Origin of the sequence: Mycobacterium sp., assembly GCF_050701515.1 — a bacterium.
In the GTDB taxonomy this organism is placed as follows: Bacteria; Actinomycetota; Actinomycetes; order Mycobacteriales; family Mycobacteriaceae; genus Mycobacterium.
In genome coordinates, this window is record NZ_JBOGDB010000178.1 from 1 (window position 1) to 6,320 (window position 6,320).

Here is a 6,320-nt window from a genome sequence, read left to right on the forward strand (position 1 = left end):
GCTCGGTCATGATTTGTGCCGATCACGGGACGGTGCGGGTGCCAGGTGCGCGACGCACAAGTCGGGCTCGACGAACGGGTCGAGACGATCCACGGTCACCGGTGCCCGCATCGCGCTCAGCGCGCCCTGCATGTGGCCCAGGTGCACAGAACAGATCACCTCGCCGTGTTGTTCGGCCAGGTTCTGGAAGGGACAGTGCCGCAACCGGATCTCGCGCGCACGCGGACCGCCGGCGGGTTCGGGCTCAAACCCCAACTCCGCCAGCAGTTCCACCAGTTCGGTGACCGCGCGGGTTTTCGACGGCGCGCGGTGCTGGCCGGAGGATGCCACCAGCGCCGGGCTCGTCGAACGGCCCAACTGGGCGGCGATGCCGGCGGCATCGGGGCTGCGGGCCACATAGCCAGTCAGAATGGCGGCGAGCAGCCGATAGTTCGTCGGCCCTGTCGGGTCCATCCGGCGGCTGGCGCGAAACAGGATCGGCGGACGGCCGCGACCGGCGGAGTCACCGAGGACTTGTTCGACGCGGCCCGCGCGCAGCAGCGCGCCGATGTGAAACCGAACCGTGTTCGGGTGCACGCCGAGCTCATCGGCAACGCTGGCGATGCTGCGCGGCTCGGCCGGGGCCCGCAGCAGCGCCAGGATGACGTCTCGGCGCCCCGAGGGGCCGATCCCCGGTTGCTGTGTGGCCGCGTCGGTGGGCATCAGTCGCCCTGCGGCGGCAGCGCCGCCACCATCGGGGTGTCGGCATCGACGGCACCGAGTTTCGCCGCTCCGCCCGGTGATCCCAGCGAATCGGTCTGGCCCGGCAGGATGTCGGTGAAGAACTTGACGTTCTCATCGATGTAGGGCCGCAGCGGCTCAGGCACGTCGTCTTCGTAGTAGATCGCCTCCACCGGGCATACCGGCTCGCACGCGCCGCAGTCGACACACTCGTCGGGATGGATGTAGAGCATCCGTGCGCCCTCATAGATGCAGTCCACCGGGCACTCATCCACGCAGGCACGGTCCTTGATGTCCACGCACGGTTGTCCGATCACGTATGTCATACCCACGACATTACTCCAATTACTACTTGTAGGAATAGTATGTGTTCATGACTCTCTACGACGATCCACACGCAACCACCGACACCGACGAGCTCGACGTGCGCCACATACCGAAATCCCAACGGCACCCGATGATCTTCGCCCGCTTCGACGCACTGGCCGCCGGCGAGTCGTTCGTGCTCGTCAACAGCCACGACCCGATACACCTGCGCGAGGAGTTCGCCCGCGACCGGCCCGGTGCCTACGACTGGCGCTATCTGGAAGGCAGCCCGGCCGACAGACTGTGGCGGATCCGGATCGTCCGAATCACCGAACCCGGCATCGCCGGCCTGCTCTGAGGTCACCGCGTCATCCACGTGTGCAGGAGGAACCACTGTGGCGCCGTTGTCGACTGACTGGTCGCGCGCGATGGGCCTTCACGTCCCGATTGTCAACGCGCCGATGGGTGGAGTAGCCGGGGGTGCGCTGGCGGCAGCGGTCTCGCGTGCCGGCGGGCTGGGCATGGTCGGGATCGGTAGCGCCGGTTCAACTTTGCAACTCGATGAGCAACTCGGGCAGCTGCGCGAGCTCGGCCGCCCGTTTGGCATCGGCCTGGTGGCATGGGTGATCGCGAGCGAACCCCACCTGCTCACCGCGGCGATCGCCGCCAAACCGGCGCTGCTGTCGGTCAGTTTCGGTGAGGACTTTTCCTGGGTTCGGCGCGCGCACGATGCGGGTATCGCCGCGGCCACCCAGGTCGGGAACCTGCGGGCCGCTGTGCGCGCAGTCGAGGCCGGATGCGATGTCGTGATCGCCCGGGGTGCCGAAGCGGGCGGACACGGAGAGCCCACCGTCGGCACCCTGCCACTGTTGGCGGCCATCCTCGATCACCTATCGGTGCCCGTCCTGGCCGCTGGCGGGGTTTCCTGCGGACGCGCTCTGGCTGCCGTTCTGGCCGCCGGTGCCTCCGGGGCGTGGCTGGGCACCGCATTGTGTGCCTGCACCGAAACGCTGTCGTCGGACAACGCGCGCCAGGCGCTGCTCGCCGCCCAAGACAGCGACACCGTGAGCACCCGCGTCTTCGATATCGCGCAGCGCTATCCATGGCCGGCGAGGATCCCAGAACGGGTGCTGCGCAACAGGTTCACCGACCGCTGGCACGGTCACGAACAGGAGTTGTCCGCCGACCACCACGCCCACGCGGCACTGGCAGCGGCTATCGCCGCCCACGATCACCGGCTGGCTCCGATCAACGCCGGACAGGGTGTGGCGATGCTGCGGACCGTGCGTCCCGCCGCCGAGGTGATCGATGAACTGTGCGCCGACGCGGCCCGCCTGCTCGACCGCCGCTATACCTAGCGGGCCCTCCCCGCACCCCCTACCCAATCCTATTTAACGGGCTATAGTCCGTTAAATAGGATTGGGTAGGGGGAAGCGGTGGCGATGGCACACGAGATGACATATCCCCACGCCGATGTGAGCGCACCGTGAGCGCGGTTGCCGAACTGACGCCCACTCGGCCGTTTTCGCCGCGGCGGGGGGTCAAGGGGTCGTTCGTATACCGGGTGGTGACGACTACCGACCCCAAGCTGCTGGGCATCATGTACACGGTCACCTCGGTCGGCTTCTTCATGGCCGGCGGGTTGATGGCGCTGCTGATGCGTTCGGAGCTGGGCGCGCCGGGGTTGCAGTTCTTGTCCAATGAGCAGTACAACCAGTTGTTCACCATGCACGGCACGATCATGCTGTTGCTGTATGCCACACCGATCGTGTTCGGTTTCGCCAATTGCATTCTGCCGCTTCAGATCGGCGCCCCGGATGTGGCGTTCCCGCGGCTCAACGCGCTGAGCTACTGGCTGTATCTGTTTGGCGCGCTGGTCACCGTCGCCGGCTTCCTGACCCCGGGAGGTGCGGCCGACTTCGGCTGGACCGCCTACGCCCCGCTCAGCGACGCGCTGCATTCGCCGGGTGCGGGCGCCGATCTGTGGATCATGGGTCTGGCGATCGCCGGTCTGGGCACCATCCTGGGTGCGGTCAACATGATCACCACCGTGGTGTGCATGCGTGCGCCGGGGATGACGATGTTTCGGATGCCGATTTTCACCTGGAACATCCTGGTCACCAGCGTCATGATGCTGATCGCGTTCCCGCTGCTGACGGCCGCGCTGCTGGGGTTGGCGTTCGACCGGCACCTGGGTGGTCACATCTATGACCCGGCCAACGGTGGCGTGATCCTGTGGCAGCACCTGTTCTGGTTCTTCGGTCACCCCGAGGTGTACATCGTCGCGATCCCGTTCTTCGGCATTATCACCGAAATCGTTCCGGTGTTCAGCCGCAAACCGGTCTTCGGTTACACCACCATGGTTTACGCGACAGTGAGCATCGCGGCCCTGTCGACCGCGGTGTGGGCCCATCACATGTTCGCCACCGGCGCCGTCCTTCTGCCGTTCTTCTCATTCATGTCGTATCTGATCGCCATCCCGACCGGGATCAAGTTCTTCAACTGGATCGGCACGATGTGGCACGGCCAGTTGACATTTGAGACACCGATGCTGTTCTCGGTGGGCTTCATGCTCACCTTCCTGCTAGGCGGTCTGTCGGGGGTCATGTTGGCCAGCCCGCCGATCGACTTCCACGTCACCGACACCTATTTCCTGGTCGCGCACTTCCATTACGTGCTGTTCGGCACGATCGTGTTCGCCACCTATGCCGGCATCTACTTCTGGTTCCCGAAGATGACCGGCCGGCTGCTCGACGAGCGGCTGGGCAAGCTGCATTTCTGGCTGACGTTCATCGGTTTTCACACCACTTTCTTGGTGCAGCACTGGCTGGGCAACGAAGGCATGCCGCGCCGCTACGCCGACTACCTGCCCGCCGACGGATTCACCGCCTTGAACATCGTGTCGACGATCGGGGCGTTCACCCTGGGGGCATCGATGTTGCCGTTCGTCTGGAACATCTTTAAGAGCTACCGCTACGGCGAGGTCGTCATCGTCGATGACCCGTGGGGCTACGGCAGCTTCCTGGAATGGACGACCACCTGTCCGCCGCCACGGCACAACTTCACCGAACTGCCCCGAATCCGCTCCGAGCGGCCCGCTTTCGAGCTGCACTACCCGCACATGGCCGAGCGGATGCGCGCAGAATCCCACATCGTCCGCCGCGGACGCTTAAACGCGGCCGCAGAAACCGCAACGCCGGCCGTGCCCAAGAACAACCCCTCCGGCGGATGAGCACGCCCGGCACTTGACACTGCTCAGCGACGAAACTCATTGAGGAAGGACACTGGCCACGCCCCTTTGCGCCCAATCCTGTGAACAGACGAGTGGCACCGTGCACCCTTCCGCGGGGGTCGAAGAAGCGTCCGGCGCACGCATCATCGGTGTCGATTACCGTTGTCGGCGGGGGATTAACGTCGCGTGGTGGTCGCCGCTGATGGCACGATGGTCGCGGTTGTGACGTCTGCACGGTCGCGCCGACGCGAAGCGCGAGGTGTTAGTATAGAGGAGTAAAATACTCTAAATAGATCGAGGTAGGGCGATGAGGCAGGCGACAGAACCAGCTCACGCCGGCGGGGTCACGACGACGGTTGCATCGACAGTGCTGCGGGTGGCCGAATTGGACCGATCGGTGAACTTCTATCGCGATGTGTTCTGCTGCCGGGTCGCCCTGCGCGAACCCGACACGGCGCTGTTGTTGACCCCGGACGGGTTTCAGATCTATCTGCATGCGACGGGGCGGTCTCGGCGGCCGCGGCTGGCCCCCATCGGTATCGAGTACCTGATGTGGGCCACCGACAGCCAAGCCGAGTTGGAGCGGGTGACCAACCGTCTGCGCGCCCATGATCCGGCCACCTATACATACACCGAGAACGGGTTGACGTTCGTGGAGGGCTGCGACCCGGACCACGGCAGGGTCATCGTCGCCTATCCCAGTCCGAGCCGGCTTCCGCGAGAGCTGATCGCGTCGCGGCTGCGCGGGGTGGTACGTGCTGCGACGCGAGCAAGCGCTACAAGCACGCGACGTGAATCTCTCACCGACGCATAGTAATTGAGAGGCAACCCCTCGGGGAACTGCCGATAGTCACACAGTTTCGGGGTAGGAGAACCGCCGGTGAGACGTGGGGGTTTCAGCCGACGGGCCGGCGTCGGCCCGAGCCGACCAGGTCGGCGAGGACCGCGGCCTCACTCAGGTCGGCGTTCTTGGTGGCGGTGAGCAGGGTTAGCGCGCCTCTCTTCGACAAGTCGTGCAGATGCGCGACTGCGGCCGCGCGGGCGGGGTCGCTCAGTTCGTCGCGGTAGCGGTGAGCGAACTCCTCGAACAGGGCGGGGTCGTGGCTGTACCACTTGCGTAGTTCGGTGGACGGAGCGATGTCCTTGCACCATTCGTCGAGCTGCGCGCGGGCTTTGCTCACGCCGCGGGGCCAGATCCGATCGACCAGGACACGGGTGCCATCTGAGGGCAGCGCCGGGTCATAGATCCGGCGTGCCTTGACGTTTCGTCGTTGGGTCATGACATCTCCCTGGTGGGGTTGTCGTTGTTGGTCAGGTGTTGGCGCCGGTGAGTGCGAAGAACTCCTGGCGTGATCGCGGGTCTTCGCGCAGCGCGCCCAGCAGCGTGGAGGTGATGGTCGCCGATCCGGCGGCGTGCACGCCTCGCAGGGTCATGCAGCTGTGCTCGGCCTCGATGACCACGCCGACGCCGCGGGGCTGCAGCTGTGCGTCGAGCCAGTCGGCGATTTGTTTGGTGAGTCGTTCCTGGCGTTGGGGTCGGCAGGCGAAGTGCTCGGCGACGCGGGCGAGCTTGGATAGTCCGATGATGCGCTCGCCGGGCAGATACCCGATGTGGGCGATCCCGACAAAGGGCACATGTGGTGCTCGCATACCGATCGCAGCGGTAGGTTGCGCGAAATCACGAGTTCGTCGTAGCCCTCGTCGTTGGGAAAGGTGGTCAGATCGAAGGTCCGCGGTGTGAACAGTTCGGCGTAGCCGCGCGCCATCCGCGCGGGTGTGCCGGCAAGACTTTCGGAATCCAGTGAAATCCCCAGCGCACGAAGGAATGCGGCGGCGGCGACTTCCGCGGCGGCCAGATCCCGATGTGGTGACTCGTGCACTAGTTGCAATGCCGCGCTGGAATGCATGGCGGGTTCCTTCCGGAGACGAGAGGATCCCTCCGTCCACCCGTCGCAGGCGTAGTTGTGTCGGGTGAACGGAGGGATGAGCAGGGTGGGTTCGACTACCCGACAGGGGTATCGGTGCCGGACTTGGTGCGCCGGTGCCAGGCCGGGTCGTACAC

7 protein-coding genes and 1 pseudogene are annotated in these 6,320 nt (G+C 65.4%); 4 read left to right on the forward strand and 4 right to left on the reverse strand.

Going from position 1 to position 6,320, the window contains the following annotated elements:
• Positions 1-6: 6 nt before the first annotated feature.
• Entirely contained in the window at positions 7-702 is a 696-nt protein-coding gene (locus ACRDU5_RS14845; RefSeq protein ID WP_526615356.1) for a helix-turn-helix transcriptional regulator, read from the reverse strand.
• On the reverse strand, positions 702-1,046 hold the full coding sequence (gene fdxA / locus ACRDU5_RS14850) for a ferredoxin (protein WP_526615357.1): 345 nt from the start codon (positions 1,044-1,046) through the stop codon (positions 702-704). Before fdxA ends, ACRDU5_RS14845 begins: the two co-directional genes overlap by 1 nt.
• A gap of 47 nt (positions 1,047-1,093) precedes the next feature.
• On the opposite strand from fdxA, the gene ACRDU5_RS14855 reads away from it, so the two are divergent.
• From ACRDU5_RS14855 to ACRDU5_RS14870, 4 genes are all read left to right on the forward strand, one after another.
• Positions 1,094-1,384 (forward strand): DUF2249 domain-containing protein, encoded by a 291-nt coding sequence (locus tag ACRDU5_RS14855; protein ID WP_526615358.1) that lies wholly within the window; start codon positions 1,094-1,096, stop codon positions 1,382-1,384.
• A gap of 70 nt (positions 1,385-1,454) precedes the next feature.
• Positions 1,455-2,384, forward strand: coding sequence for an NAD(P)H-dependent flavin oxidoreductase (locus ACRDU5_RS14860; protein ID WP_526615362.1), 930 nt, complete (start codon positions 1,455-1,457; stop codon positions 2,382-2,384).
• A gap of 128 nt (positions 2,385-2,512) precedes the next feature.
• Complete coding sequence (gene ctaD / locus ACRDU5_RS14865; protein ID WP_526615359.1) at positions 2,513-4,258, forward strand: aa3-type cytochrome oxidase subunit I; 1,746 nt, start codon at positions 2,513-2,515, stop codon at positions 4,256-4,258.
• 307 nt (positions 4,259-4,565) lie between these two features.
• Complete coding sequence (locus tag ACRDU5_RS14870) at positions 4,566-5,072, forward strand: VOC family protein (RefSeq protein ID WP_526615360.1); 507 nt, start codon at positions 4,566-4,568, stop codon at positions 5,070-5,072.
• Between the two features lie 82 nt (positions 5,073-5,154).
• Here ACRDU5_RS14870 and ACRDU5_RS14875 read toward each other — a convergent pair whose 3' ends face one another.
• Positions 5,155-5,538, reverse strand: a complete 384-nt coding sequence (locus ACRDU5_RS14875; protein ID WP_526615361.1) for a DUF488 domain-containing protein — start codon at positions 5,536-5,538, stop codon at positions 5,155-5,157.
• A 31-nt stretch (positions 5,539-5,569) separates the two neighbouring features.
• A pseudogene (gene folE / locus ACRDU5_RS14880) lies at positions 5,570-6,072 on the reverse strand (GTP cyclohydrolase I).
• Positions 6,073-6,320 lie beyond the last annotated feature (248 nt).